The following is a 449-nucleotide window of genomic DNA, read 5'->3' on the forward strand; positions in this document are numbered from 1 at the left end:
CGGTGTACAACCACTACAAGCGGGTCCAGGCCGGTGAGGGCGCGCGGACCACGGCGGGCGAGGAGCCCGTGGAGATCGCGAAGTCCAACATCCTGCTGATCGGCCCCACGGGGTGCGGCAAGACGTACCTCGCCCAGACCCTCGCGAAGATGCTCAACGTGCCGTTCGCGATCGCCGACGCCACGGCCCTCACCGAGGCGGGCTACGTCGGCGAGGACGTCGAGAACATCCTGCTCAAGCTCATCCAGGCCGCCGACTACGACGTCAAGAAGGCCGAGACGGGCATCATCTACATCGACGAGATCGACAAGATCGCCCGCAAGAGCGAGAACCCGTCGATCACGCGCGACGTGTCCGGCGAGGGCGTGCAGCAGGCGCTGCTGAAGATCCTCGAGGGCACGACGGCGGCGGTGCCGCCGCAGGGCGGACGCAAGCACCCGCACCAGGAG

Annotated in this window: 1 protein-coding gene; it reads left to right on the plus strand. The window is 67.9% G+C overall.

All coding sequences use genetic code 11. The features are described from left to right. The coding region (locus G3I71_RS47545) for an AAA family ATPase (protein WP_164325171.1) at positions 1-449 on the plus strand (449 nt) is incomplete at both ends.

It is taken from the genome of Streptomyces sp. SID12501, assembly GCF_010550245.1.
In the GTDB taxonomy this organism is placed as follows: Bacteria; Actinomycetota; Actinomycetes; order Streptomycetales; family Streptomycetaceae; genus Streptomyces.